Annotated in this window: 21 protein-coding genes; 13 read left to right on the plus strand and 8 right to left on the minus strand. The window is 74.1% G+C overall.

Features of this window, described 5'->3' with window-relative positions; translation table 11 throughout:
- The first annotated feature begins 196 nt into the window (after positions 1-196).
- The 3 genes from thiE (at position 197) to ACIP5O_RS16135 (ending at position 2,804) form a co-directional block, all read left to right on the plus strand.
- Entirely contained in the window at positions 197-850 is a 654-nt protein-coding gene (gene thiE, locus ACIP5O_RS16125; RefSeq protein WP_401293532.1) for a thiamine phosphate synthase, read from the plus strand.
- A gap of 151 nt (positions 851-1,001) precedes the next feature.
- Positions 1,002-1,919, plus strand: coding sequence for a methylenetetrahydrofolate reductase [NAD(P)H] (gene metF / locus ACIP5O_RS16130; protein WP_401293535.1), 918 nt, complete (start codon positions 1,002-1,004; stop codon positions 1,917-1,919).
- Positions 1,920-1,973: 54 nt separating this feature from the next.
- A complete protein-coding gene (locus ACIP5O_RS16135; RefSeq protein ID WP_401293538.1) occupies positions 1,974-2,804 on the plus strand; it encodes a hypothetical protein in 831 nt (276 codons plus the stop codon).
- Positions 2,805-2,844: 40 nt separating this feature from the next.
- Here ACIP5O_RS16135 and ACIP5O_RS16140 read toward each other — a convergent pair whose 3' ends face one another.
- The 5 genes from ACIP5O_RS16140 to ACIP5O_RS16160 form a co-directional block, all read right to left on the minus strand.
- Positions 2,845-4,251, minus strand: coding sequence for a phytoene desaturase family protein (locus ACIP5O_RS16140; RefSeq protein WP_401293541.1), 1,407 nt, complete (start codon positions 4,249-4,251; stop codon positions 2,845-2,847).
- Between the two features lie 43 nt (positions 4,252-4,294).
- Positions 4,295-4,933: a DUF4126 domain-containing protein gene (locus ACIP5O_RS16145; RefSeq protein WP_401293544.1), complete on the minus strand. Its 639-nt coding sequence runs from the start codon at positions 4,931-4,933 to the stop codon at positions 4,295-4,297.
- 314 nt (positions 4,934-5,247) lie between these two features.
- Complete coding sequence (locus ACIP5O_RS16150; protein WP_030205589.1) at positions 5,248-5,859, minus strand: TetR/AcrR family transcriptional regulator; 612 nt, start codon at positions 5,857-5,859, stop codon at positions 5,248-5,250.
- A gap of 43 nt (positions 5,860-5,902) precedes the next feature.
- Positions 5,903-7,990 carry a YhgE/Pip family protein gene (locus ACIP5O_RS16155; RefSeq protein WP_401293548.1) on the minus strand — a complete coding sequence of 696 codons (2,088 nt, stop codon included), beginning with the start codon at positions 7,988-7,990 and terminating at the stop codon, positions 5,903-5,905.
- Positions 7,962-8,918, minus strand: coding sequence for an ATP-binding cassette domain-containing protein (locus ACIP5O_RS16160; protein ID WP_401293551.1), 957 nt, complete (start codon positions 8,916-8,918; stop codon positions 7,962-7,964). The genes ACIP5O_RS16155 and ACIP5O_RS16160 overlap by 29 nt, the downstream gene beginning before the upstream one ends.
- Positions 8,919-9,082: 164 nt before the next feature.
- Between ACIP5O_RS16160 and ACIP5O_RS16165 the strand changes: the two genes are divergently transcribed.
- The 3 genes from ACIP5O_RS16165 to ACIP5O_RS16175 all read left to right on the plus strand — a co-directional run bounded on the left by ACIP5O_RS16165 (position 9,083) and on the right by ACIP5O_RS16175 (position 11,130).
- Positions 9,083-9,601, plus strand: coding sequence for an SAV_6107 family HEPN domain-containing protein (locus ACIP5O_RS16165; protein ID WP_356543594.1), 519 nt, complete (start codon positions 9,083-9,085; stop codon positions 9,599-9,601).
- 66 nt (positions 9,602-9,667) lie between these two features.
- Complete coding sequence (locus ACIP5O_RS16170) at positions 9,668-10,456, plus strand: methyltransferase (protein ID WP_401293554.1); 789 nt, start codon at positions 9,668-9,670, stop codon at positions 10,454-10,456.
- 272 nt (positions 10,457-10,728) lie between these two features.
- Positions 10,729-11,130: a DUF3040 domain-containing protein gene (locus ACIP5O_RS16175; protein ID WP_356543591.1), complete on the plus strand. Its 402-nt coding sequence runs from the start codon at positions 10,729-10,731 to the stop codon at positions 11,128-11,130.
- Between the two features lie 203 nt (positions 11,131-11,333).
- Here the strand turns inward: ACIP5O_RS16175 and ACIP5O_RS16180 are convergent, their stop codons facing one another.
- Genes ACIP5O_RS16180 through ACIP5O_RS16190 form a run of 3 tightly spaced genes read right to left on the minus strand, consistent with a single transcriptional unit; the run spans position 11,334 to position 16,197 of the window.
- Positions 11,334-13,832, minus strand: coding sequence for a DUF3488 and DUF4129 domain-containing transglutaminase family protein (locus ACIP5O_RS16180; protein ID WP_401293558.1), 2,499 nt, complete (start codon positions 13,830-13,832; stop codon positions 11,334-11,336).
- Entirely contained in the window at positions 13,829-15,181 is a 1,353-nt protein-coding gene (locus ACIP5O_RS16185) for a DUF58 domain-containing protein (protein WP_401293559.1), read from the minus strand. The genes ACIP5O_RS16180 and ACIP5O_RS16185 overlap by 4 nt, the downstream gene beginning before the upstream one ends.
- A complete protein-coding gene (locus ACIP5O_RS16190) occupies positions 15,181-16,197 on the minus strand; it encodes an AAA family ATPase (protein WP_401293562.1) in 1,017 nt (338 codons plus the stop codon). Before ACIP5O_RS16190 ends, ACIP5O_RS16185 begins: the two co-directional genes overlap by 1 nt.
- A gap of 541 nt (positions 16,198-16,738) precedes the next feature.
- Here ACIP5O_RS16190 and rsmH point away from each other — a divergent pair.
- The 7 genes from rsmH to murD are packed head-to-tail and all read left to right on the plus strand — an operon-like array spanning position 16,739 to position 25,834.
- Positions 16,739-17,695 carry a 16S rRNA (cytosine(1402)-N(4))-methyltransferase RsmH gene (gene rsmH / locus ACIP5O_RS16195; protein WP_356543583.1) on the plus strand — a complete coding sequence of 319 codons (957 nt, stop codon included), beginning with the start codon at positions 16,739-16,741 and terminating at the stop codon, positions 17,693-17,695.
- Positions 17,692-18,204, plus strand: a complete 513-nt coding sequence (locus ACIP5O_RS16200) for a septum formation initiator family protein (protein WP_401293566.1) — start codon at positions 17,692-17,694, stop codon at positions 18,202-18,204. Before rsmH ends, ACIP5O_RS16200 begins: the two co-directional genes overlap by 4 nt.
- 7 nt (positions 18,205-18,211) lie before the next feature.
- A complete protein-coding gene (locus ACIP5O_RS16205; RefSeq protein WP_401293568.1) occupies positions 18,212-20,209 on the plus strand; it encodes a peptidoglycan D,D-transpeptidase FtsI family protein in 1,998 nt (665 codons plus the stop codon).
- A gap of 16 nt (positions 20,210-20,225) precedes the next feature.
- The gene (locus ACIP5O_RS16210) at positions 20,226-21,917 is read left to right on the plus strand and encodes a UDP-N-acetylmuramoyl-L-alanyl-D-glutamate--2,6-diaminopimelate ligase (RefSeq protein WP_401293570.1); all 1,692 of its coding nucleotides are present in this window, start codon (positions 20,226-20,228) and stop codon (positions 21,915-21,917) included.
- A gap of 4 nt (positions 21,918-21,921) precedes the next feature.
- On the plus strand, positions 21,922-23,346 hold the full coding sequence (gene murF, locus ACIP5O_RS16215) for a UDP-N-acetylmuramoyl-tripeptide--D-alanyl-D-alanine ligase (RefSeq protein ID WP_401293573.1): 1,425 nt from the start codon (positions 21,922-21,924) through the stop codon (positions 23,344-23,346).
- Positions 23,343-24,413, plus strand: a complete 1,071-nt coding sequence (mraY, locus tag ACIP5O_RS16220) for a phospho-N-acetylmuramoyl-pentapeptide-transferase (protein ID WP_121832102.1) — start codon at positions 23,343-23,345, stop codon at positions 24,411-24,413. Before murF ends, mraY begins: the two co-directional genes overlap by 4 nt.
- Complete coding sequence (murD, locus tag ACIP5O_RS16225) at positions 24,395-25,834, plus strand: UDP-N-acetylmuramoyl-L-alanine--D-glutamate ligase (RefSeq protein ID WP_401293578.1); 1,440 nt, start codon at positions 24,395-24,397, stop codon at positions 25,832-25,834. Before mraY ends, murD begins: the two co-directional genes overlap by 19 nt.
- Positions 25,835-25,863 lie beyond the last annotated feature (29 nt).

A 25,863-nucleotide genomic window follows, 5' to 3' on the forward strand; every position in this document is an offset into this window, starting at 1 on the left:
CTCCCGTACGACCGGGGCCGCCCGTTGGGCAGGTGGTCTACCCTCCGGACGGCCGACGTCGCAATAGGGGTTCACCACCTACGGAATGCGGGCGGGGGGGGGCCCCCCCCCCCCCCCCCCCCCGGGGGGGGGGGGGGGGGGGGCGGGGGGGCCCCCCCCCCCGCGACACCGGCGACACCGACGGGGGGACCCACCCATGCCCACGCCTCGCGAGCGCCTCGCCGACGCCCGGCTCTACCTGTGCACCGACGCCCGGAAGCGCCAGGGCGACCTGCCCGCCTTCCTCGACGCCGTGCTCTCCTCCGGCGTGGACGTCGTCCAGCTCCGCGACAAGGGCATGGAGGCCGCCGAGGAGCTGGAGCACCTCGCCGTCTTCGCCGAGGCCGCCCGCCGGCACGGCAGGCTCCTCGCCGTCAACGACCGGGCCGACGTCGCCCACGCCATCGGCTCCGACGTCCTCCACCTCGGCCAGGGCGACCTGCCCGTCCCCGCCGCCCGCGCGATCCTCGGCGACGAGGTGCTGATCGGGCGCTCCTGCCACGCCGAGGACGAGGTGGCCGCGGCCGCCGCCGAACCGGGCGTGGACTACTTCTGCACCGGCCCCTGCTGGCCCACCCCCACCAAGCCCGGACGGTACGCGCCGGGGCTCGGCCTCGTGCGGTACGCGGCCGGCCTGGCCCAGGACCGCCCCTGGTTCGCCATCGGCGGCATCGACGAGACCAACCTCGACGAGGTCCTGGACGCGGGCGCGCGCCGGATCGTCGTCGTCCGGGCGATCACGGGGGCCGACGACCCGGCCGCCGCGACCGCCGCCCTCGCCAAGCGCGTCCGGGAGCGCGCCGAGGGCTGAGACGGCACCGGGCCGGACCGGACACGCCCGGGACCCGCGCGGACCGGGATCCGGACACGCCCGGACCGGCCCGCCCGAAATGTGTCCGAAAAAGTGTCCACCGATCGGACAACCCGCACACGGCCCGACGCACCCCGTCTAACCTGCCCGTATGGCCCTTGGTACCGCTTCCGTCCGCTCGGACCGCGCCCGCACGGTCCGCGACATCCTCGCCTCCGGCGGCACGTCGTACTCCTTCGAGTTCTACGCGCCCCGGACCGAGAAGGGTGAGCAGAGCCTCTGGAAGGCCATGCGGCGGGTCGAGGCGGTCGGCCCCAGCTTCGTCTCCGTGACCTACGGCGCCGGCGGCACCACCCGGGGCGGCACCGTCAAGGCCACCCAGAAGATCGCCTCCGACAGCACCCTGACCCCCGTCGCGCACCTCACGGCCGTCGGCCAGTCCGTCGCCGAGCTGCGCAACATCCTCGGCCAGTACGCCGACGCCGGCATCCGCAACATGCTCGCCCTCCGCGGCGACCCGCCGGGCGACCCGCTGGGCGAGTGGGTCGAGCACCCCGAGGGGGTCCGGTACGCCGCCGACCTGGTCCGGCTGATCAAGGAGTCGGGCGACTTCTGCGTCGGCGTCGCCGCCTTCCCCGAGATGCACCCCCGGTCCACCGACTGGGACACGGACGTCCGGCACTTCGTGGACAAGTGCCGCGCGGGCGCCGACTACGCCATCACCCAGATGTTCTTCGACCCGGAGAAGTACCTGCGGCTGCGCGACAGCGTCGTCGAGGCGGGCTGCGAGACCCCGATCATCCCCGAGGTCATGCCCGTCGTGAACGTGAAGACCCTCGACCGGCTGCCCCAGTTGAGCAACGCCGCCTTCCCGGCGCGTGTGAAAGAGCGCATCCTCGCCGTCAAGGACGATCCCGCCGCTGTACGCTCCATCGGTATCGAGTTCGCGACGGAGTTCTGCGCGCGTCTGCTGTCCGAGGGAGTCCCCGGGCTGCACTTCATCACGCTCAACAGCTCCACCGCGACGCTCGAGATCTACGAGAATCTCGGACTGCACCAGCAGTCGTGACCGGTCGTACCCGCCCCGACCCGCGGCGGTGACCGCGGAGAGGGGCGGCGGGGCATGGGGTGGACGGTCCTCTACATCGCGTTCGGCGTGGTCGCGCTGTGGCTGCTGGGGGAGGTGCTCCTCCAGTACAAGGCGCGGCTGCGCTGGCGCGTGCTCGCCTTCTGCGGCTTCCTCTTCGTGGTCCTGGGCGTCCTGCTGCCCTCGGTCCCGGTGATCGTCGCCGGCGCGGTCGCCTTCGCCGTCGGCCAGACCTACGTGACGCTCTCGTTCCGCCGCGGCTTCTCCACCGGCTGGGCGATCGGCGGCAACCCGGGCGCGAGCCGCCGCCGCAGGTCCGGCGCCCCGGACCGGGCCGGACCCACCCTGGAGGTCACCGACCTCTCGTACGACGAGCCGGGCGCCGGTCACGGCCCCGGGGAGCACCCGGAGACGGCGGCGGAGAGCACGGCGGTCTACGAGCCCCTCCCGATGCCCGACGACACCGGCCAGTACGGGGTCTACGACACCGGCCGGGACACCGCCCCCGCCGCCGACGCCGGCTACGACCCGGCGGCCTACGCCCCCTACGCGGCGGGCCACGACCAGCAGGGCTACGACCCGCAGGGGTACGAGCAGCCCGCCCACCAGCAGGGATACGACTACGGCACCGCCGGGCAGCAGCAGTACGCCGCCTACTCCGACCCGTACATCGGCCCGGGCACGGACGCCCAGCAGTACGGCTCGTACTACGGCGACCCCTACGCCCCCTCGTACACCTACGACACCCCGCCCGGCGGGGTCTGGGTCCCGCAGCAGCGCGACACCGAGCCGGACCCGCAGCAGCAGGCCCCGGGGCCGTACGGCCCCGGACCGCACCAGGACGACCCGCAGCAGTACCGGTACTGAGACCCGTGCGGCCCGCGGTCCCGCCGCGGGCCGCGGAAGGTCACCGCGAGCCGCGGAAGTCCGCGCCCTCCACGATCAGCCCCGCCACCAGCGCGCCCGACATGCCCGCGTGGGCGAGCCCGCCGCCCGGGTGCGACCAGCCGCCCGCGAAGTACAGCCCCGGCAGCGCCGAGCGGTTGTCCGCCGGGAGCAGGCGCCCGCCCGCCCCGGCGAGCGCGGGTCCGGGCACCTCGGCGGAGCCGGTGTCCCGCCGCACGTCCTCCGGGGTGCGGACGTGCCGCCACAGCAGCCGTTCCCGAAGGCCCGGCACCGCCCGCCCGGCCGCCTCGACCATCAGGTCGGCGAAGGACCCCCACTCCCGCCCCGGAGCCGTCCGGACGGTCGCCGTGACCGTCACCGCCTCGTGGTCCGCGTCCGGGCGCAGCGCCGGGTCGTCCGGGCGCAGCACGGTCACCGCCGGGCGCCCGCCCTCCGCGTGCACGACCGTGCGGTGGACCGCGTCCGCCTCCCGGGGGCCGCGCAGGGCCAGACAGACCGTCACCCGGCCGGTGCCGAGGGACTGGTGGCGCGGCGCCCCGCCGGGGTGGAGCGCGGGCACCGGGGCCCCGGAGACCACGTGGTCGGCCGCGACCTCCTCGCCCCCGGCCAGGCGCACGCCGACCGCCCGGCCGTCCTTCTCCAGGACCTCCTCCACCGGCGCGTCGAAGACGAACTCCACCCGCCGCTTCCGGCACCGCTCGTACACCGCGTCGGCGAGCGCCCGCAGGCCCCCGGCCACGTGCCAGCTCCCGAAGGTCTGCTCCATGTACGGCAGGACGGCGGCCGAGGCCGGGGCGTCGGCCGGGTCGAAGCCGTACGCCCACGCGTACGCGTCGAGCAGGGCGGCGAGCCGGGGATCGCGCAGCTCCCGCGCCCCCACCTGGGCCAGGGTCGTCGTCGGGCGCCGCAGCAGGCCCGCCTTCGGGGCCGGGTACGGCTCGCGGGCGAGCGGCGCCGGATCGGCCGGCTGCGGCTCCTCCAGGAGCGGCCGGCGGGTGCGGTCCCAGGCCTCGCGGGCCCGCGTCAGGACATCGCCCCAGCGCTCGCCCGCGCCCGCCCCGAGCGCCGCGTCCAGGGCGGCGACCGTGCCGGCCCGGGAGGCGTTCGGCAGGTCCACGCGCGTGCCGTCGGCGAAGACGTGACGGGCCGCCGGATCGACCTGCGTCAGCGCGACGCACTCCTCCAGAGGCTCCCTGCCCGTCTTCACGAACAGGTCCCGGTACACGGCGGGCAGGTGCAGCAGCCCCGGGCCCGTGTCGAAGGCGAAGCCGTCCCGCGCGAACCGGCCCACCGCGCCGCCGTGCGTCGACCCCCGCTCGTACACCGTCACCCGGTGGCCCGCCACGGCCAGCCGGGCCGCCGCCGCCATGGCGCCGAGCCCCGCGCCGATCACCACAATCCGTGCCATGCCGGCGAGCCTATCCGGCCCCTCCGACACCTCCGGGAAGAGGTCAGGGGCGCCACGGCCCGTCGTCGGGCGGGGGAGGGGTGCGGGCCCCGGCGGCGAGCCGCCGCTCCTCCCGGCGCTGGGACCTGCGGCGCAGGAAGCGGCGGATCCGCCGGGCGAGGAAGACGACCACGACCAGGCCGAGCAGGAGCAGGACGCCCGCGACGACCGCCGCCGCCACCGGATGGAAGAGCGCGAAGGTGACGACCGCCGCCACCCCGAGGTCCTCCGCCAGGCTCAGCCCGATGTTCGAGAACGGCTCCGGCGAGGTGTTGACCGCCATCCTCGTCCCCGCCTTGACGAAGTGGCTCAGGAGGGCCGTCGAGCCGCCGACCGCGCCCGCCGCCAGCTCCGGCAGCGATCCGTTCTGCCCGGCGAGCAGGGCGCCGACGACGGCCCCCGCGACCGGCCGGATCACGGTGTGGACGGAGTCCCACATCGAGTCGACGTACGGGATCTTGTCCGCCACCGCCTCGCACAGGAACAGCACGCCCGCGACGACGAGGACGTCGGTGCGCTGCAGGGACTCGGGCACCTCGTCGGTCAGCCCGGTCGCGCCGAAGAGGCCGAACAGCAGGACCACCGCGTACGCGTTGATCCCGCTCGCCCAGCCGCTGGTGAACACCAGGGGAAGTACGGACACGTCCGCGATCGTAACCAGGACTGAGTATCCGTACCCAGGGCGCGGGATGAGTAGGTGCGCGGATGGGCCGGACGGGGCCCGCAGGAGAGAGTGGAGCCCACGGAGGGGGCGCGGCTCCGGACCGCCGGCACGGGGCGGCGGAACGGGGCCGCGCACCTGCCGGCACGGGGGACACGGGGGTGCGCCCTCCCGACAGGGGGGACGCGGAGAAGCCGGTGCGGCGAGGCTCGGGGGGATCGAGCTTCACCGCACCGGCTTTTCCTGTGCCCGGCTGTTTTCCGTCTCCACGCGCGCGTGGAGAAGCGGGGGAGCGGTCAGCGGCGGCCGCCCACCCGCCCGTGCAGCAGCCGGGAGAGGGCCGCGTGCACGTCGTCGAGCGACCGCTCGCTCTGGAAGGCCTGCCAGTCGAGCGCCGCCACGAGCACCATGCCGACGAGCGCCGCCGCCGTGAGCTGGACGTCGATCTCCTCGCTCAGCTCCCCGGCCTCGACCCCCTCGCGCAGCACCCCCTCGACCACCGCGACCGCCTCCTGGCGGACCACCAGGAGCGTGGAGTTCCAGGCCCGGTTGGTGCGCCAGAGCTCGGCCACGTAGAGCTGGGTGAAGGCCGGGTAGCGGTCGATGAAGACCAGGCCCGCCCGGATCATCGCGTCCAGCGCGTCGACCCGGCTCCCGCCGCGTCCGGCGGTCTCCTCGGCCGCCGTGCGCAGGGAGGCGGTGAGCAGCGACACCCCGTGGCGCAGCAGCTCCTCGAAGAGCTCGGTCTTGCTCTTGAAGTTGTAGTAGACCGTGCCCTTGGCCACGCCGGCCCGCTCGGCGATCTCGTCCACCGTCGTCGCGGAGAAGCCCTGCTCCGCGATGAGCGTCACGGCCGCTTCGTAGAGCTTCGCGCGCGTGGCCCGGCGTCTGGTGCTGCTGCTGTCCATGGGGTCGATTCTCACAGGTGTCACGGGTGGCACCGGCCCGGTGTCACAGGGTCAGTTCGGGGTGGAGCCGGTCCATCGTCCAGACCTGCCGCCTGCGGGCCGAGACGGCCGTCAGGGCCAGGGCGCCCACGGTGAACGCCGTCAGGACCGCGCAGGACTGCCAGACGGGTTCGAGCCCGCCGCCCGTGATCAGCCGGCGCAGCGACTCGACCACGTACGTCATGGGCAGGAAGGGGTGGATCGCGTTGAAGAAGGCCGGGCTGGTCTGGACGGGGTACGTGCCGCCCGCCGAGGTGAGCTGGAGCATCAGGGCGGCGAGCACCAGGATCCGGCCCGCCGCGCCGAAGCGGGCGTTGAACCACTGCACGATCGCGGTGAAGCAGCAGGCGACCAGGGCGAGGAAGCCGATCGTGCCGGCGGCCCGCGCCATCTGGAGGCCGATCCCCCAGTGGAGGACCGACATCAGGGCCGCGACCTGGAGGATGCCGATCGCCGCCACCGGGAGCCAGCCCGCCAGGGCGATCCGCCAGGCGGAGCCGCCCGCGGCGAGCGCGCGCCGGTTCAGCGGCTGGATGATCATGTACGCGACCATCGCGCCGACCCAGAGGGAGAGCGGGATGAAGTACGGGGCGAAACCGGTGCCGTAGTTCGGCGCCTTGTGCATCGACTGCGAGGCGAGCCGCACCGGATCGGCCATGACCTCCGTGCGCCGGTCGCGGGCCTGCTGGTCGTAGTCCGGGATCTGCGCGACCCCGTCGCGCAGCCCGCCGGCCAGCTCGCCGGAGCCGTCGGCCAGCTTGAACAGGCCGCCGTCCAGGTCGCCGGCGCCCTTCTTGAGCTTGCCGACGCCGGCGTCGAGGTTCACCGAGCCGGTCTTCGCCCGGGTGATGCCGGTGTGCAGCTCGTCGGCGCCCGCCGCGACCTTCTTGGCGCCCGTGTTCAGCTCGTTGATCTTCCGGATGGCGTCCTCGACGTCCTCGTCGAGGTGCGGGGCGCGGGCGGCCAGCTCGTCGGCCTGCTTCTTGAGCGTGACCAGGCGCGCGTTCAGCTTCTTCAGGTCGCCGTTGCTGTCCTTGGTCAGCTCGTGCACGTCGTCCGCGATGACGGCCACGTCACCGGCGGTGACCGCGGCCCGCTGGAGCACCTTGCAGATCCGGGCGTCGGGGTCCGGGACCTCCACGCACGCCTCGCGGTGCAGGGCGGTCATGTCGGCGTCGGCCTTGTGCGCGGCGGTGCGGACCTGGGGGCCCCGCTTGACCAGGATGTCCAGGTTGTGCTGGACGGCGGTGGCCGAGTCGGAGACGAGCCGGGCGGTGTCGCGGATCGACTTGCCGTTGTTCGCCAGGTAGGGGCGGACCTTGTCGGCGGTGCCGTTCACCTTGTCGGCGAGCGTCTGCGTGCCGTTCGCGACCTTGCGGGAACCGTTCTCCAGGTCCTTGGCGCCCTTGTCGAGCTTCTTCAGGCCGGCGGCCAGGTCGCCGCTGCCGGTCTTGGCGTCCCCGAGGCCGTCCGCCAGGCTCTTGGAGCCCTTCTTGGCCTTGTCCACGCCCTGTTTGAGGTCGGCGGCGCCCTTGGCGGCCTTCTCGGTGGCGTCGTGGATGTCGGAGAAGGAGATGAAGATCTTGTCGAGGAAGGTGCGCGAGGACTTGGTGGAGGCCGCGGTGCGCACCTCGGAGAAGACCGTCCGGGAGATCTGGCCGACGATGTAGTTGTTGGCGTCGTTCGTCCGCACCCGCAGGGCACCGGTCTCGGGGGAGTCGCCGGAGCTGGAGGCGATGCGGGAGCTGAAGTCGCCGGGCATGGTCAGGGACAGGTAGTACGTCCCGTCCTCGACGCCCCTGCGCGCCTCCTCGTCGCTCACCCGGTGCCACGCGAAGGTCTCGCTCTCCAGGAGCCCCTTCGTGATGTCGTCGCCGGCGTTGATCCTCCTGCCGTCGGCGGTGGCGCCCCTGTCCTCGTTCACGAGGGCGACGGGGATCTTGTCGAGCCTGCCGTACGGGTCCCAGAACGAGTACAGGTACAGGGCGCCGTACAGCAGCGGCAGCAGCAGGACCGCGACGAGCGCGGCGCGCGGCAGCTTGCCCCTGCCGAAGCGCCTCAGCTCAAGAGCGGCCAGTTTCGGCGAGCGCATCGGCCGCCCCCTCCTCGGTCGTGGACGCGGTGGTGTCCGCGTCGGTGTTGGTGCGGGTCGCCCCGGCGGCGTCCTCCGGGCCGGTGGCCTCCGGCGCGTCGGCGGTCTTCCCCGTCTTCCCCGCCTTCCCGGTCTTCTCCGTGGAGACCTTCGCGAGGGCTTCCGGCGCCTCGGGCGTCTCCGGGGCTTCCGGCGCCTCGGGCACCTCGGGCGACTCCGCCGCGACCGTGGTGATCCGCAGCGCGTCCTCCGGGGCCTCGCTGCAGACGGCGAGGACGGTCGTCCCGGACGCGGTCAGGGAGCGCAGGAGCGTCCAGACCTCGGCCCGGGCGGCGTCCGAGAGCTTCAGGTCCGTGTCGTCCACGGCGAGCAGCCGGGGACGCCCGATCAGGGCGAGGGCGATCGAGAGCCGCAGCGCCTCCAGCCGCTCCAGGTCGCGTACGGAGGTCCGCCCGCCCTTCGGCAGGGCGTCGAGGTCGAGCCCCGCGGCCGCCACGGCCTCCTCGATCCGGGCCCGCGCCTCCGCCGCCCGCGTGCCGGGGCGCCGCAGCAGCGCCCGTACGGAGCCGTCGAAGCGGTGCTGGAGCAGCGCCCGCTCGTGAAGGTGCTCGGCGACCGTGAAGGCGGGGTCGAGCTCGTTGACGCCGGGGACCTGGCCCAGCGCGCTGATCCGGCGCACCGCGGCCATCTTCCGGGGCAGCGGGAGGCCGCCGACCTCGGCGTGCCCCTCCTTGGCCTTCATCCGGCCGGTGAGCGCGAGCAGCAGACAGGTGCGCCCCGAGCCCGACGGCCCCTCGATCGCCACGAGCGCGCCCGGCTCCGCCCGGAAGGACACCTTCCGGAAGACCCAGCCCCGCGGCCCCTTCACTCCGAAGCCGTCCGCGACGACGGCGGCGCCGTGCGGCTGTTCCTCGGATTCCGTGCCCACGGACTCACCCCCCACTCCCCATTTTTGAACTGACCAGTCAGTTCAAAAGTTACCCCCGCGTCGGGCCCTTCGCAAAACCGCAGGTCAGCTTGATTGTCAGTGGGGCTGGGCACGATGGATGCATACGGCCACAGCGCCGTCACGCGACGACAGGAGGCTTCGTCATGGCACGTCCATCCGCAGCAGCCGCACCCAGGCGCCACCACGTCCCCGCGCACTCCGGACCCGCGTCCGACATCCACCCCGTCTCCCGCCGCACCGCCGCCCCGCCCGCCGCCCTCGACCTCCTCGCCAAGTCCCGCGCCGGCCTCGCCGAGGCCGCCGCCCTCGACCGCCCCCACGAGCGGTACGCCACCGCCCACCTCGCCGCCCTGCGCGCCGCGGCCGCCGTGCTCGCCGCCCGGGGCACGCCCGATCCGGGCCCCCGTCGCCGGGAGCGGATACGGACCGCCTGGGAGCTCCTCGCCGAGCTGGCGCCCGAGCTCGCCGAGTGGAGCGCCCACTTCGCCGCCGGAGCGCCGCGCAGGGCCCGCGCCGAGGCGGGCATCACCAGCGCCGCCACCCCGAGGGAGGCCGACGACCTCCTCAGGGACGCCGCGTACTTCTCCCGCCTGGTCGAGCGGCTGCTCGCCCTCCGGCCGGTGCTGCCCCGCAGCCCCGGGAGCGACGACGCGGGAGGATGATCCGAAAGGCGGGACCGAGGCCATAGGGTGGGGAGGTCCGTACCCGTCACCGAGGAGTCAACAGCCGTGCCGGACCCTTCCCCCGCCTTCGGTCGAGAGGCGACCTCACGCCCGTCGCGCGCCTCCCTGCGCACCGCCGTCGTCTGGGACGTCCTCAAGGACGCCCTGGACCGCCGGGTCGGGTCCACCGGGAAAGACGGCCTCGACGTCCTCGACACGGGCGGCGGCTCCGGGAACTTCGCGGTGCCGGTGGCCCGCCTCGGCCACCGGGTCACCGTCGTCGACCCCAGCCCCAACGCGCTCTTCGCGCTGGAGCGCCGGGCCGCCGAGGCCGGCGTCGCCGACCTCGTCACCGGCGTCCAGGGCGACGTCCGGGGCCTCTTCGACGTGGTCGGGCGCGAGGGCTACGACGCCGTGCTCTGCCACGGCGTCCTGGAGTACGTCGACGACCCCGCCGAGGGCGTGCGCAACGCGGTCGCCGCGCTCCGGCCCGGCGGCAGCCTCAGCCTGCTCGCCGCCGGGGTCGGCGGCGCCGTCCTGGCCCGCGCCCTCGCCGGGCACTTCACCGAGGCCCGGCACGCGCTCACCGACCCGGCGGGCCGCTGGGGCGCGGGCGACCCGGTGCCCCGGCGCTTCACCGCCGAGCAGCTCGCCGAGCTGGCCGACGAGGCCGGCCTGGAGGTCGGCGCCGTGCACGGCGTCCGGGTCTTCGCCGACCTCGTCCCCGGCGTCCTCGTCGACACCGAGCCGGGCGCGGCCGAGGCCCTCCTCCGCCTGGAGGCGGCCGCCGCGGAGCTGCCCTCCTTCCACGCCGTCGCCACCCAGCTGCACGTCCTCGGCGAGAAGCGGGCCTGACCCGGAGGTCACCCGTTCGGCGGTTCGGGCCGCGGCGCTCCATGGAGTACGCCACAGCACGCCCGGTGGGGGGGCTCGGCCCCGTATGATCGGGGGACACCATCCGGCATGACGGACGGGGCCCCGGGGAACCAACACCTCAGCAACCGATCCGCATGGCGGCCCGGATTGGCTATTCGGCATTGTGGGCGGGTTTCACGGGGGCGATTCCCTGCCTATCCTGAAAGGGCCGCAAACCGGTCGCCCCCGCGGCCGACGACTAGGAGGACTCCGTGCCGCTCTCGGAGCACGAGCAGCGCATGCTCGAGCAGATGGAGCGAGCGCTGTACGCCGAAGACCCCAAGTTCGCGACAGCGCTCGAGGGAAGCGGACTGCGTACGTACACCCGGCGACGGGTTTACCAGGCAGTCGCCGGCTTCCTGGTGGGTATCGCGCTCCTCATGGCCGGAATGGTCGCACAGCAGATCTGGATCAGCGTGGTGGGATTCCTCGTCATGCTGGGCTGCGCGGTCCTGGCGGTCACCGGATGGCGCAAGGCGCCGAAGCCGGGTGAGCAGCAGGCTGCGGGTGGACCGGCGGCCGGCGGCCGTCAGACCCGGCAGCGACGCCCCATGATGAACCGGATCGAAGAGCGGTGGCAGCGCCGCCGTGACGAACAGGGCGGCGGCCACTGACGGCCCCCTGAGCGGAAGCCCCGCTCCCTTCGACGAACCGAGCCCCGCAGGGCCGCGCTCCCGAGCGCAGCGGCCCCGCGGGGCTCGTTCGTGTTCCGGGCCCGTACAGAATCCGTGTTCCGGGCCCGTGACGGAATCCGTGTTCCGGGCCCATGAGGAAAGGGGGCGGAATCCGAAAGGACCCCGCCCCCTCACCGCCCCGATCAGGCCTCTCGGCCCGCCCCGTGCGGAGCCCGGCGGAAGCGGGCCGTCAGGGCATCGCGGCGGTCCGACCAGCGGGCCGTCGTCTCCGCCCAGCGGGCCGAGGCCGCCCAGCGGACCCGGACCGCCGAGCGGGGGGCGAGCAGGGCGCGCAGCCGGGTGCGGCGGTCCGCTCCCGCGTGGAAGCCCGCCCGGACCCGCCCGGCCTCCTCGGCCAGACCCGCGACCGGCTGCGGCCGGGGCGCGTACAGCACCTCCTCCACCGCCCGCGCCACCCGGTGCACCGCGTCGGCGGACTCGCCCCGCAGCTCGCCCAGGCGTACGATCCGCGCCGCCGCGCGCCGGGGCGTCTGCGACTCGTCCGGCTCGACCCCGTAGTCCCAGGCCGTGTCGTTGATCTCCCGCCAGACCGCGAGCGTCCGCGCCGCCGTCCCCCCGGTGCCCCGCGTCGCGGCCCGGCCGGGCCGCTCCCCGGCGGGCGCCGCTCCGGACGGCGCCGCCGCCTCCTCCAGGTCCCACGACCCGGCCGGCCCGAGCCGCCGGGAGCGGGTCCGGATCCGCCAGAACAGCGGAAGCAGCGGCAGGACCAGGACCGCGACCACGCCCAGGACGACCAGGGCCGTGTCCATCGGGTCGGGACCGGAGTCCTCCGGGGCCGCCCCGGCCACCGCCGGATCCGGGCCGCAGTCGCCGAGCTTGCGCATCTGCGGCGTGCAGCCCTCCGAGGCGCTCGGCGCGGCGGACGGCTGCGCCGAGGCGCTCTCCTGCGGCTGCGCGGGCCCGGTGGCCGAACCCGAGGGCGTGGTCTCCCGGGCGTACTCCGGGGTGGAGCCCCGCGCCGGGGTCGGCTCGAACCGCGTCCAGCCCGCCCCCTCGAAGTACAGCTCCGGCCACGCGTGCGCGTCCCGGATGCCGACCGACACCGATCCGTCGGTCTGGGGCGTGCCCGGCATGAAGCCCACGGCCACCCGGGCCGGGACGCCGAGCGAGCGGGCCATCGCCGCCATCGAGAAGGAGAAGTGGACGCAGAAGCCCTCCTTGTCCTTCAGGAAGCGGGAGACCGCCTGCACCCCCGTGCCGGACTTCACGTCCACGTCGTAGCGGAAGCCGCCCTTCCGGGCGAACCAGTCCTGGAGCCGCACCGCCCGCTCGTAGTCGTTGCGCGCGCCCTCGGTGACCTTCAGGGCCGTCGCCTTCACGTCGGCCGGCAGCGACGGGGGCACCTTGGTGTACTCGGCGCGCAGCTTCTCCGGGGCGGGGCCGGCGGCGGCGAGCTGCTCCGCCGTCGGCCGCACGTCCAGACCGGCCACCTGGTAGCGGGCGCCCCGGGTGGTCTGCTTGCCGTCGCCGACCAGCATCCGGCCGGCCGGCTCGTACCGCCAGCGCCCCTCCACGTCGACCCGGGAGGCCGGGTACGGCATGGGCAGCCACTTCTGCTCGTAGTTCCCGGAGGCGACGAAGTTGCTTGTCACCTCGGTGACCCGGACGTCCTGCGCGAGCCCCTCCGGCCACGGGAGCCGCTCCGGCACGTCCACGACCGGACGGACCGAGGACTTCCACGACAGGCCGTCGAACTGGTCGAGCGCGACGAGCCGCAGGTACATGCCGCTGGTGTCGGTGGCGTTGGTCCGGTAGCGCAGGACCTCCCGGTCCTCCTGCTGGCGCAGGTCGTCCTGGAGGGAGACCAGCGGGTTCACGGTGGAGATCGTGCCGCCCCCGCCGCCGCCCCCGGACCCCTCGCCGCCCCCGCCGTTCAGGAGCAGGCCGCCGCTCAGACCGGGCAGCGCGAACGGCACCACGAGCGCGACCCCCATGGCCACGGCCCCGATCCGGCGCCCGGTGCGGACCGGCGCGAAGGACGGGCCGCCGCTGCCGACGGCGGTGCCGGGCCGGCCGGTGCGCTGGGCGCCGCCGAAGACCCGCCCCCACTGGGAGAGCCGGTCCCGGCCCTCGGCGAGGAGCAGCAGCAGATAGCCCGCCCCCGCCAGGAGGAACCAGAGCCCGCCCGCGCCGCCGCCGGAGAGGCCCGCCGCCACCGAGTACAGGGCGAGCAGCGGCAGACCGGCCGGGGCCGCCCTGCGGAAGGTGACCGCGAGGGCGTCCACCAGGAGCCCGATCACGACCACGCCGCCGACCAGCATGAGCCGGATGCCCTCGGTGTCCGGCGCGGGAACCGCGTACCGGCCCACGTCCTCGGCGCCCGTCCGGAACAGCTCGGCGGCGTACGTCACCGCCCGCGGCCCCGGGAAGAGCCAGAGGACCGCCTGCTCGCGGGCGAAGAGCGCGGTCAGCGCGAGCAGCGCCACCACGGCCTGGGCGAGCAGGGCCGGCGACCGGGCCGGCGCCACCCGCCGGACCAGCGTGCCCGCCCCGCTCACCAGGGCGAGCACGAAGGCCGCCGTGAAGATCCAGGTCGCCGGCTTCACCAGCGGGAGCAGGGCCCCGGCCGCCATCAGGGTGGCGGCCCAGGAGGCCAGCGTCAGCCGTGCGCGCCCGCTCATGCCCATCCTCCGTAGGGGGTGTCGGCGGCGGCCGCCGCGCGGACGCCGGCCGCCTGCTGCCACAGATCGGCGAGCCGCGCCCCGGGCGGCACGGCGATCGCCGTCCAGCCCGCCTCGCGCAACCGCCGCAGACGCTTCTCGACCGCCCCGGAGAGCGAACCGCCGGTCAGCCAGGCGCCGGAGTCCAGGACGAAGGCGACGGCCGCGCCGGTGCGCCCGTGCATCCGGGCCACGAGCGCGGCCTGCTCCTCGTCGAGGTCGCCGAAGAAGGCGACGAGCAGTCCGTCGCCGCCGGTCCGCAGCACGTCGGAGGCGCGCGAGAGCCCGGCCCCCTCGGAGTGGTCGACGACCGCGAGGGCGTCCATCATCAGACCGGCCGAGTCCGCCGGGTCCTGCACCGAACCGCCGAAGCCCTCGGCGCCCTCGCCGGGGACCGCGCTGCCGGTGTCGGTGAGCAGCCGGACCGTGTAGCCGCGCTCCAGCATGTGCACGAGCGCGGAGGCGGCGCCGGAGACCGCCCACTCGAAGGCGGAGTCGGGGCCCGCGCCCCGGTAGGCGACCCCGCGGGTGTCGAGGAGGACGGTGCAGCGGGCCCGCTGCGGCTGCTCCTCGCGGCGGACCATCAGCTCGCCGTAGCGGGCGGTGGAGCGCCAGTGCACCCGGCGCAGGTCGTCGCCGTGGCGGTAGGCGCGGGGGATGACGTCGTCGTCGCCGGCGAGGGCGAGCGCCCGCCGCTGCCCCTCGCCGTACCCGGCGGACTCGCCGAAGAGCCCGACCGGCGGCAGGGCCTCGGTCCTGGGCACGACGGTGAGGGTGTCGTACGCGCTGAAGGAGCGGGTCAGCTCGCACATCCCGAAGGGGTCGCCCAGCCGCAGCTGGAGCGGCCCGAGCGGGAAGCGTCCGCGCAGGTCCGAGCGGACCCGGTAGGACACCTCGCGCCGCCCGCCCGCCTCGACCCGGTCGAGGACGAAACGGGGACGGGACCCCAGCATGTACGGCACGTGGTCCTGGAGCATGAGCAGCCCGGTGGGCAGCTTGGAGACGTTCTCCATCCGCAGCCGGACCCGGGCCTCCGTGCCCGTCTCCACCCGCTGCGGGGTGAGCAGGCGCGAGGTCGCGACCCGGTAGCGGGTCCGGTGCAGCACGAGGACGCAGATCAGCGGCAGGACGGCGAGCAGCAGCCCGACGCGCAGCAGGTCGGCCTGGCCGAGGACGTACGCGCAGACGGCGGCGGCCACCCCGGCGGCGAGGAAGGACCGGCCGCGGGTGGTGAGGCCGCTCAGGGCGGCCCGCAGCCCGCCCCGGTCGTCGTCGCCCCGCTGCCCGTCCGGCACGGCGGCGCTCGTCATCACAGCCGCCGGGCGCCGGGCTGCTGGCCGTAGAGCGGCCCGGCGGGCGGGGCCGCGGCCGGTACGGGGGTGCGCTGCAGGATGTCGTGGACGACCTGCTCGGCGGTGCGGCGGTTGAGCTGGGCCTGCGCCGTCGGCAGCAGCCGGTGGGCGAGGACGGGCGCGGCGAGCGCCTGGAGGTCGTCGGGCAGCACGTACTCGCGGCCGCTGAGCGCGGCGGAGGCCCGCGCGGCCCGCAGCAGGTGGAGCGTGGCCCGCGGGGAGGCGCCGAGCCGCAGGTCGGGGTGGGTGCGGGTGGCGGCGACGAGGTCGACCGCGTACCGGCGTACGGGGTCGGCGACGTGCACCGCGCGCACCGCCTCGATCAGCTTCAGGACGTCGTGGGCGTGCGCGACCGGCTGGAGGTCGTCCAGCGGGTTGACCGCGCCGTGCACGTCGAGCATCTGGAATTCGGCCTCGGCGCTCGGGTAGCCGATGGAGACGCGCGCCATGAAGCGGTCGCGCTGGGCCTCGGGCAGCGGGTAGGTGCCCTCCATCTCGACCGGGTTCTGGGTGGCCACGACCATGAACGGGCTGGGCAGCTCGTACGTCTGCCCGTCGATGGTGACCTGCCGCTCCTCCATGGACTCCAGGAGCGCGGACTGGGTCTTCGGCGAGGCGCGGTTGATCTCGTCGCCGATCACGATCTGGGCGAAGATCGCGCCCGGCTTGAACTCGAACTCCCGGCGCTGCTGGTCGAAGATCGACACGCCCGTGACGTCCGAGGGCAGCAGGTCCGGAGTGAACTGGATGCGGCGCACCGAGCAGTCGATGGACCGGGCCAGGGTCTTGGCCAGCATGGTCTTGCCGACGCCGGGCACGTCCTCGATGAGGAGGTGCCCCTCGGCGAGCAGCACGGTCAGCGAAAGCCGTACGACCTCGGGCTTGCCCTCGATCACACTCTCCACCGACCTGCGGACGCGCTCCACAGTGGCGGTCAGATCAGTGAGGCTCGCTCGATCGTCATAGGTCGTCACCCGGCCCTCCTCGGCCTTCCGAAACACACGGACACCTGCCCCCGGTGGGTTCTTCATGGGGTGTCCACCCGGGCATTCTTGTTGGCGCGGCCGGGTCGTGTCACTCGGCTGCCGGCAAGTACGGAGGAAATGCCGGAGTTTCGACCGTTAAACCCGCTCGGCGGCACGGGCCCGCGCCGCCCGGCGCGGGAACGGGCGGGGAGCGTCAACGGGCCTCTTTGTGAGGTGACCCACAGGAGGGAGAGCCGCACCCCGAACGAGTGAGCCGCCCGGAATCCCCGACGGAACCGCCGGGGCCGTGCGACGCGCCAGCGGGTTGATTGACCGGCGGGTCCCGTGGACTAAAGTGACGCGAAGTTCACGGAGACAACGAGCGATTTCCGCTGTTTCTCCCCCGTGTGCGCGGCGGTACCCACGGCTCGGCCTCCTCCCGCTCGCCGGTCGGCCGACGCGCCCTTCCGGCGCCGGACGACCGCTTCTCCCCGGCGAGCGGGCGGGGACCCGGCGGTACGTGCCCCCGTGCCCGAATTGAGAGGGCGCATTGAGCAACGACCGACACGTCCCGGTGATGCTCCAGCGGTGCCTGGACATGTTGGCCCCCGCCCTGGAGCGCCCCGGCGCGGTCGTCGTCGACTGCACCCTGGGGCTCGGCGGCCACAGCGAGGCCCTGCTGAAGCGGTTCCCCGAGGTGCGGCTCGTCGCCCTCGACCGGGACAAGGAGGCCCTGCGGCTCTCCGGCGAACGGCTCGCCCCCTACGGCGAGCGGGCCACCCTCGTCCACGCGGTGTACGACGAGCTGCCCGAGGTCCTCGACCGGCTCGGCATCCCGAAGGTGGACGGCGTCCTGTTCGACCTGGGCGTCTCCTCCATGCAGCTCGACGAGGCCGACCGCGGCTTCGCCTACGCCCAGGACGCCCCGCTCGACATGCGCATGGACCAGTCGACCGGCATCGGCGCGGCCGAGGTGCTCAACACCTACCCGGCCGGCGAGCTGGTCCGCATCCTGCGCGCGTACGGCGAGGAGAAGCAGGCCAAGCGGATCGTCTCCGCGATCGTGCGCGAGCGCGAGAAGGAGCCGTTCACCCACAGCGCCCGGCTCGTCGAGCTCATCCGCGACGCCCTGCCCCAGGCCGCCAAGCGCACCGGCGGCAACCCGGCCAAGCGCACCTTCCAGGCCCTGCGCATCGAGGTCAACCACGAACTCGACAGCGTCGAGAGGGCGATCCCGGCGGCCGTGAAGGCCCTCGCCGTCGGCGGCCGGGTCGCCGTCCTCTCGTACCAGTCCCTGGAGGACCGGATCGTCAAGCAGGTCTTCGCGGCCGGCGCGGCCACCACCGCCCCGCCCGGCCTGCCGGTCGTCCCCGAGAAGTACCAGCCCCGTCTGAAGCTGCTCACCCGCGGCGCCGAGCTGCCCACCGAGGAGGAGGTCGCCGAGAACCGGCGCGCCGCCCCGGCCCGGCTGCGGGGCGTCGAGCGCATCCGGGAAGACGTCCTGTGAGCACGGCGAAGGGGCCCCTCAAAGGGCGGGCCGCGCGGCTCGGACGGCTCATGCCGTCCGGGCCCAGCACGGCCGCCCGCACCCCCTTCGTCCTGCTCGTCGTCGTCCTGCTCGGCGGCGGCCTGATCAGCCTGCTCCTGCTGAACTCGGCGCTCAACCAGGGCTCCTTCAAGCTGAACGAGCTGAAGAACGAGACCACCGAGCTCACCGACGAGGAGCAGGCGCTCCAGCGGGACGTGGACGACTACGCGGCCCCCGACGCCCTGGAGCGGCGGGCCCGCGAGCTCGGCATGGTCCCGGGCGGCAGCCCCGCCTTCCTCGGCCCGGACGGCAGGGTCCTCGGCCGCCCCTCCGCAGCGCCCTTCCCGACGCCGGCGGCCTCCACCGCCTCCCCGGAGCCGCCGGCGGGCACGGGCGCGGCCGGCACCGGCACGGACCCCGCCGCCACCGGCCCGGCGCGGACCGCGCCCGCGTCCTCCGCAACCGCTCCCACGACCTCCGGCAGGTGACCGAGCAGTGCCCCCCCAGGAGCCCCCGCGCCGCCGCGTCCCCGGTCCCGCCCGGCCCGTCCGCCCCCGGCCGGGCCGGGCGGCCTCCGTCGGCACCCGCACCGCCCGTCCCGCGCCGCGCCCGGCGGCCGGGGCCGGGCGCCCCGCGCCCCGGCCCCCGGCCCGCAGGCCCCGCACCATCAAGCTCGGCAACCCCCGGCCCCGGCTGCGCCTGGTCTCCCTCGGCCTGACCCTCGTCATGCTGGTCTTCGTCGTCCGGCTGCTCCAGGTCCAGGCCGTGGACGCCGACGCGTACGCGGCCAAGGCCGACAAGTACCGCTTCCAGGAGTACACGCTCTCCGCCGAGCGCGGCGAGATCACCGACCGCAACGGCATCGCGCTCGCCGCCAGCGTCGACGCGTACGACATCACCGCCGACCCCGCCCTCTTCACCCCCGAGGAGAGCAAGGTCGCGGACGCCCCCGAGCAGGCGGCCGCCCTCCTCGCCCCGATCCTCGGCAAGCAGCCCGCCGAGCTCGCCAAGAAGCTCCGCACCCCCAAGTCCCGCTACACCCTGCTCGCCCGCAAGCAGACCCCGCAGGTCTGGAACCAGATCAAGGACCTCAAGAAGGTCTACGGGCAGAAGTCCCAGCCCTCCGCCGGGGGCAACGGGATCAACCTCCTCGGCGGCGTCCTCAGCGAGCCCAGCACCAAGCGCGTCTACCCGAACGGCGAACTCGCCGCCGGGATACTGGGCTACGTGAACGCCGAGGGCCGGGGCGCCGGCGGCCTGGAGTCCATGCTCGACCCGCAGCTCGCCGGCAAGGACGGCAAGATCCGCTTCACCCAGTCCGGCGGCCGCCAGGTGCCCACCGCCGGCTCCCGGGGCACCCCCGCCGTCCCCGGCTCGAACATCGAGCTGACCATCGACCGGGACATCCAGTGGGCCGCCCAGCAGGCCATCACCGAGCAGGTGAAGAAGTCCAGGGCCGACCGCGGCTACGTCATCGTGCAGGACACCCGCACCGGCGAGGTCCTCGCCATGGCCAACGCCCCCGGCTTCGACCCCAACGACCTCTCCGCCGCCAACGCCGCCTCCATGGGCAACGCCGCCCTCCAGGACGCCTACGAGCCCGGCTCCACCAGCAAGGTCATGTCCATGGCCGCGGTCCTGGAGGAGGGCAAGGCCGCCCCCGACACCCACGTCACCGTCCCCAACCGGCTCCACCGCGGCGACCGGCTCTTCAAGGACGACATCGACCACCCGACCTGGTACCTGACGCTCAACGGCGTCCTCGCCAAGTCCAGCAACATCGGCACCATCCTCGCCACCGGCCGCCTCGGCGCCACCCAGGCCGAGTCCAACGAGGTGCTCCACTCCTACCTGCGCAAGTTCGGCATCGGCAGCCCCACCGGCCTCGGCTACCCCGGGGAGACCCCCGGCATCCTCGCCAAGCCCAAGGACTGGTCCACCTCGCAGCAGTACACGATCCCCTTCGGCCAGGGCCTCTCCCTCAACGCCATGCAGGCCGCCTCCGTGTACTCGACCATCGCCAACGGAGGCGTACGGATCGCCCCCACCCTCGTGCGCGGCACCAAGGGCCCCGACGGGCGCTTCGCCCCGGCCCCCCGGCCCGAGGAGTCCCGGGCGATCAGCGAGAAGACCGCCAGGACCCTCGCCGCCATGCTGGAGTCCGTCGTCGACGACCAGGAGGGCACCGGCACCCGCGCCGCGATCCCCGGCTACCGCGTCGCCGGCAAGACCGGCACCGCCAACCGCGTCGACCCCGAACTCGGCCGCTACAAGGGCTACACCGCCTCCTTCGCCGGCTTCGCCCCCGCCGACGCGCCGCGCGTCACCGTCTACTGCGCCATCCAGAACCCCACCAGGGGCAGCTACTTCGGCGGCCAGATCTGCGGACCCATCTACAAGAAGGTCATGGAGTTCGCCCTCAAGACCCTCCACATCGCCCCCACGGGCAGCGGCCCCGCCCGACTGCCGGTCGTCTTCGATCCCACCCCGTGACACTCCGGGAGCACCAGTGACAACGATCACCCCCCATTCCGGGAACCGGAAATCGAACTCCGGCGAGGCCCCGGCCTCTTTTGGCCCCCCACAGGGTGGGCCCGGTACGCTCACCGCCGTGCCACACGCTGATCAGTACCGAACCACCCCGCCACGGCCGGAGCGGGTCCGCCCGACACCCCTGGGCGACCTGGCCGCGCACCTGGGGACCGACACCCCGGGCGACGCCGAGATCTCGGGCATCACCCACGACTCCCGGGCCGTGCGCCCCGGGGACGTGTACGCCGCCCTGCCCGGGGCCCGCCTCCACGGCGCCGACTTCGTAGCCCAGGCCGCCGGACTCGGCGCCGCCGCGGTCCTCACCGACCCGGCGGGCGCCGAACGCGCCGCCGCCACCGGACTGCCGGTCCTGGTCGTCGAGGACCCGCGCGCCCGGATGGGCGAACTCGCCGCCGAGATCTACGGACGGCCCGGCGCCGGCCTCCTGCAGATCGGCATCACCGGCACCTCCGGCAAGACCACCACGGCCTACCTGGTCGAGGGCGGCCTGCGCGGCGCCGGACGGCGCACCGGGCTCGTCGGCACCGTCGAGATGCGGATCGGCGACGAGCGCATCAAGTCCGAGCGCACCACCCCCGAGGCCACCGACCTCCAGGCCCTCTTCGCCGTCATGCGCGAACGGGGCGTCGAGGCCGTCGCCATGGAGGTCTCCAGCCACGCCCTCGTGCTCGGCCGGGTCGACGGCTGCGTCTTCGACGTCGCCGTCTTCAACAACCTCAGCCCGGAGCACATGGAGTTCCACTCCGACATGGAGGACTACTTCCGGGCCAAGGCCGGGCTCTTCACGCCCGAGCGCAGCCGCCTGGGCGTGGTCAACCTCGACGACGCGTACGGCCGCAGGCTCGTGAAGGAGGCCGGCGTCCCGGTCCTCACCTTCTCCGCCGAGGGCCGCGCCGACGCCGACTGGCGCGCCGAGGACCTCGTCCTGGGCTCCCACGACTCGACGTTCACCGCCGTCGGCCCCGGGGGCGAGCGGATCCCCGCCACCGCCCCGCTGCCCGGCCCGTTCAACGTCGCCAACACCCTCGCCGCCATCGCCGTCCTCGCCGCCGCCGGCCTCGACCCGAAGGCCGCCGCCGAGGGCGTCGCCGCCGTCCCCGGCGTCCCCGGCCGGCTGGAGCGCGTCGACGCCGGCCAGCCGTACCTCGCGGTCGTCGACTACGCGCACAAGACGGACGCCGTCGAATCGGTCCTGCGCTCCCTGCGCGAGGTCACCGAGGGCCGGCTGCACGTGGTCATCGGCTGCGGCGGCGACCGGGACGTCACCAAGCGCGGCCCGATGGGCGCCGCCGCCGCCCGGCTCGCCGACACCGCCGTCCTGACCTCGGACAACCCCCGCTCCGAGGACCCCCTCGCCATCCTCACCGCCATGCTCACGGGCGCCGCCGGGGTCCCCGCGGAGGAGCGCGGCGAGGTGCTCGTCCTCGCCGACCGCGCCGCCGCGATCGCCGCGGCCGTCGCCCGCGCCCGGCCGGGCGACACCGTCCTGGTCGCGGGCAAGGGACACGAACAGGGCCAGGAGATCGCCGGGGCCGTCCGCCCCTTCGACGACCGCGAGGTCCTGCGCGCCGCGATCCTCGAACGGAAGACCCGGACCGCCCCGCCGAACAGCAGTGCCGAAGCCAGCCACCAGAACAGTCAGGGATGAAGCAGTGATCGCCCTCTCCCTCGCCGAGATCGCCGAAATCGTCGGCGGGCAGGCGCACGACATACCGGATCCGGCCGCCCGGATCACCGGGCCCGTCGTCATCGACTCCCGCGAGGTGCGGGCCGGCAGCCTCTTCGCCGCCTTCGCCGGTGAGCGCGTCGACGGCCACGACTACGCGGCACGCGCCGTCGAGGCGGGTGCCACGGCCGTGCTCGCCGCCCGCCCCGTCGGCGTGCCCGCGATCGTCGTGGACGACGTCCAGAGCGCCCTCGGGGCCCTCGCCCGAACGGTCGTCGAACGCCTCGGCACCGACGTCGTCGCCCTCACCGGATCGGCGGGCAAGACCTCCACCAAGGACCTGATCGCCCAGGTCCTGGAGAAGCACGCCCCCACCGTGTGGACGCCCGGTTCGCTCAACAACGAGATCGGCCTGCCCCTCACGGCGCTCCGCGCGACCGACGAGACCCGGCACCTGGTCCTGGAGATGGGCGCGCGCGGAATCGGCCACATCCGCTACCTCACCACCCTCACCCCGCCCCGCATCGGCCTCGTCCTCAACGTGGGCTCCGCCCACATCGGCGAGTTCGGCGGCCGGGAGCAGATCGCCCTGGCGAAGGGCGAGATGGTCGAGTCGCTCCCGACCGAGGCCGAGGGGGGCGTGGCGGTCCTCAACGCCGACGACCCCCTCGTGCGCGCGATGGCCGACCGCACCAAGGCCCGCGTGCTCCTCTTCGGAGAAGCGGACGAAGCGGCCGTACGTGCCGAGAACGTCCACCTCACCGAGGCCGGGAGGCCCTCTTTCCTCCTTCACACACCCACCGGGTGCAGCGACGTGACCTTGCGCCTGTACGGTGAGCACCACGTGTCGAACGCGCTCGCCGCGGCCGCCGTCGCGCACGAGCTGGGCATGCCTGTCGAAGAGATCGCCACCGCGCTCTCCGAGGCCGGCTCCCTGTCGCGCTGGCGCATGGAGGTCACCGAGCGTCCGGACGGCGTGACGATCGTCAACGACGCCTACAACGCGAACCCCGAGTCCATGCGGGCCGCCCTGCGCGCGCTCGCGGCCATGGGCCGGGCCGCACAGGCCCGGGGGGCCCGTACGTGGGCGGTGCTCGGCAAGATGGCCGAGCTCGGGGACGCATCGCTCGTCGAGCACGACGCGGTCGGACGGCTCGCCGTCCGGCTCAACGTCAGCAAGCTCGTGGCGGTCGGGGACAGGGAAGCGTCCTGGCTGCAACTGGGCGCATATAACGAGGGTTCGTGGGGTGAGGAGTCGGTGCACGTGTCCGACGCGCAGGCGGCGGTCGACCTGTTGCGCAGTGAGCTGCGCCCGGGGGACGTCGTCCTTGTGAAGGCTTCCAGGTCGGTCGGTCTCGAACAGGTCGCCCTGGCTCTCCTCGACACCGAGGGCGAGGTCACCGGCCGATGAGGCAGATCCTCTTCGCGGGGGCCATCGGGCTCTTCCTGACCCTGATCGGCACCCCGCTGCTCATCAAGCTGCTCGCGCGCAAGGGGTACGGGCAGTTCATCCGGGACGACGGCCCGCGCGGCCACGCCGGGAAGAAGGGCACGCCCACCATGGGCGGCATCTCCTTCATCCTGGCCACGCTCATCGCGTACGCGCTGGCCAAGGTCATCACCGGCGAACCCGTCTCGTACTCCGGCCTGCTCGTCCTCTTCCTGATGGCGGGCATGGGCCTGGTCGGGTTCCTCGACGACTACATCAAGATCGTCAAGCAGCGGTCGCTCGGTCTGCGGGCGAAGGCGAAGATGGCCGGACAGCTGATCGTGGGCATCGCCTTCGCGGTGCTCGCGCTCCAGTTCTCCGACTCGCGCGGACTCACCCCGGCCTCCGAGAAGCTCTCCTTCATCACGGACTTCGGCTGGACCATCGGCCCGGTGCTCTTCGTGGTCTGGGCGCTCTTCATGATCCTGGCCATGTCCAACGGCGTGAACCTGACGGACGGTCTGGACGGCCTGGCCACCGGCGCCTCCGTGATGGTCTTCGGCGCGTACACCTTCATCGGGCTCTGGCAGTTCCAGGAGTCCTGTGCCAACGCGCTGACCCTCACCAACCCGAACGCCTGCTTCGAGGTCCGCGACCCGCTGGACCTCGCGGTCGTGGCCTCCGCCCTCATGGGCGCCTGCTTCGGCTTCCTGTGGTGGAACACCTCGCCCGCCAAGATCTTCATGGGCGACACCGGCTCGCTCGCCCTCGGCGGCGCCCTCGCCGGCCTCGCCATCTGCTCCCGCACGGAGCTCCTCCTCGCGCTGCTCGGCGGCCTGTTCGTGCTGATCACGATGTCCGTGGTCATCCAGGTCGGCTCGTTCAAGATGACCGGCAAGCGCGTCTTCCGGATGGCCCCCCTCCAGCACCACTTCGAACTCAAGGGGTGGTCCGAGGTCCTGGTCGTCGTCCGGTTCTGGATCATCCAGGGCATGTGCGTGATCGTGGGCCTGGGCCTCTTCTACGCGGGATGGGCAGCGGACAAGTGACAGAGCGGCTCGACTGGAACGGCAAGAACGTCACCGTCGCGGGACTCGGCGTCTCCGGCATCCCGGCCGCCCGCGTCCTGCACGGACTCGGCGCGCGCGTGACCGTCGTCAACGACGGCGACGACGAGCGCTCCCGGGCCCAGGCCGCCGCGCTGGAGGCCGAGGGGATCACCGTCCGCCTCGGCGACGGCGACACCCTGCCGACCGGCACCGAGCTGATCGTCACCGCCCCCGGCTGGCGCCCCGACAAGCCCCTCTTCACGGCCGCCGCCGAGGCGGGCGTGGAGATCTGGGGCGACGTCGAGCTGGCCTGGCGCCTCCGGGGCCCCGGAGCGGCCCCCTGGCTCGCCGTCACCGGCACCAACGGCAAGACCACGACCGTGCGGATGCTCGCCTCGATCCTGGAGGCGGCCGGCCTGCGGACCGCCGCCGTCGGCAACATCGGCGTCTCGCTCCTCGACGCCGTCCTCGGCGACGAGGAGTACGACGTGCTCGCCGTCGAACTCTCCAGCTACCAGCTCCACTGGGCGCCCTCGGTCCGCGCCCACTCGGCCGCCGTCCTCAACCTGGCGCCCGACCACCTCGACTGGCACGGCTCCATGGAGGCGTACGCCGCCGACAAGGGCCGGATCTACGAGGGCAATCAGGTCGCCTGCGTCTACAACACGGCCGACAAGGTCACCGAGGACCTGGTCCGCGAGGCCGACGTCGAGGAGGGCTGCCGCGCGATCGGCTTCACCCTCGGCACCCCCGGCCCCTCCGAACTGGGCGTCGTCGAGGGCCTCCTCGTCGACCGGGCCTTCGTCGAGAACCGGCGGGAGAACGCCCAGGAGCTGGCCGAGGTCGCCGACGTGCGGCCCCCGGCCCCGCACAACATCGCCAACGCCCTCGCGGCCGCCGCCCTGGCCCGTGCCTTCGGCGTCGACGCCAAGGCCGTACGGGACGGCCTGAAGGCCTTCCGGCCCGACCCGCACCGCATCGAACGGGTCGAGGAGGTCGGGGGGGTCACCTACGTCGACGACTCCAAGGCCACCAACACCCACGCCGCGGAAGCCTCCTTGGCGGCCTACGACCCGATCGTCTGGATCGCCGGCGGCCTCGCCAAGGGCGCGACCTTCGACGAACTCGTCCAGAAGTCCGCGAAGCGGCTGCGCGGGGCCGTCCTGATCGGCGCCGACCGGGCCCTGATCCGCGAAGCCCTGGCGCGACACGCCCCGGAGGTCCCGGTGGTCGACCTCGACCGGACCGACACTGGGGCGATGTCCGAGGCGGTCCGCGAGGCGGCCCGGCTCGCCCGCCCGGGGGACACGGTCCTGCTCGCCCCGGCCTGTGCCTCGATGGACATGTTCACCAACTACAACGAGCGCGGCGAGGCCTTCGCGGACGCGGTCCGCGCCCTCGCCGCCACCGGGGACGCCTGACCCGACCAGTGGGAGGGTCCGGCCGCACC

Source organism: Streptomyces sp. NPDC088915 (assembly GCF_044749825.1).
In the GTDB taxonomy this organism is placed as follows: Bacteria; Actinomycetota; Actinomycetes; order Streptomycetales; family Streptomycetaceae; genus Streptomyces.

Bases quoted from the DNA above. Each gene is read 5' to 3' on its own strand.
- thiE (WP_401293532.1), top strand. From the start codon at position 197: ATGCCCACGCCTCGCGAGCGCCTCGCCGACGCCCGGCTCTACCTGTGC.
- metF (WP_401293535.1), top strand. From the start codon at position 1,002: ATGGCCCTTGGTACCGCTTCCGTCCGCTCGGACCGCGCCCGCACGGTC.
- ACIP5O_RS16135 (WP_401293538.1), top strand. From the start codon at position 1,974: ATGGGGTGGACGGTCCTCTACATCGCGTTCGGCGTGGTCGCGCTGTGG.
- ACIP5O_RS16140 (WP_401293541.1), bottom strand. From the start codon at position 4,251: ATGGCACGGATTGTGGTGATCGGCGCGGGGCTCGGCGCCATGGCGGCG.
- ACIP5O_RS16150 (WP_030205589.1), bottom strand. From the start codon at position 5,859: ATGGACAGCAGCAGCACCAGACGCCGGGCCACGCGCGCGAAGCTCTAC.
- ACIP5O_RS16155 (WP_401293548.1), bottom strand. From the start codon at position 7,990: ATGCGCTCGCCGAAACTGGCCGCTCTTGAGCTGAGGCGCTTCGGCAGG.
- ACIP5O_RS16165 (WP_356543594.1), top strand. From the start codon at position 9,083: ATGGCACGTCCATCCGCAGCAGCCGCACCCAGGCGCCACCACGTCCCC.
- ACIP5O_RS16180 (WP_401293558.1), bottom strand. From the start codon at position 13,832: ATGAGCGGGCGCGCACGGCTGACGCTGGCCTCCTGGGCCGCCACCCTG.
- ACIP5O_RS16185 (WP_401293559.1), bottom strand. From the start codon at position 15,181: ATGACGAGCGCCGCCGTGCCGGACGGGCAGCGGGGCGACGACGACCGG.
- mraY (WP_121832102.1), top strand. From the start codon at position 23,343: ATGAGGCAGATCCTCTTCGCGGGGGCCATCGGGCTCTTCCTGACCCTG.
- murD (WP_401293578.1), top strand. From the start codon at position 24,395: ATGGGCAGCGGACAAGTGACAGAGCGGCTCGACTGGAACGGCAAGAAC.